1 protein-coding gene is annotated in these 258 nt (G+C 50.8%); it reads right to left on the bottom strand.

Annotated elements, in window-relative coordinates; all coding sequences use genetic code 11:
* Positions 1 to 258, bottom strand: a 258-nt coding sequence (locus ACO0LF_RS31765) for a GTP-binding protein (RefSeq protein ID WP_423021445.1), incomplete at both ends; no start/stop codon positions are given.

Raw genomic sequence — 258 nt, 5'->3', positions numbered from 1 at the left:
AAACCAGGATCGCGCCGTCCATCTGAGCAGCACCAGTGATCATGTTTTTAACATAGTCAGCATGGCCTGGGCAGTCAACGTGGGCGTAGTGACGACCAGCTGTTTCGTACTCAACGTGGGCTGTATTGATTGTAATACCGCGCGCTTTTTCTTCTGGTGCTGCATCGATCTGATCGTAGGCTTTAGCTTCGCCGCCGAATTTTTTCGACAAGACTGTTGCAATCGCTGCTGTCAGTGTGGTTTTGCCGTGATCAACGT

Source organism: Undibacterium sp. Di27W, assembly GCF_049340345.1.
In the GTDB taxonomy this organism is placed as follows: Bacteria; Pseudomonadota; Gammaproteobacteria; order Burkholderiales; family Burkholderiaceae_D; genus Undibacterium.
This window is presented reverse-complemented; position numbering and strand designations above follow the sequence as displayed.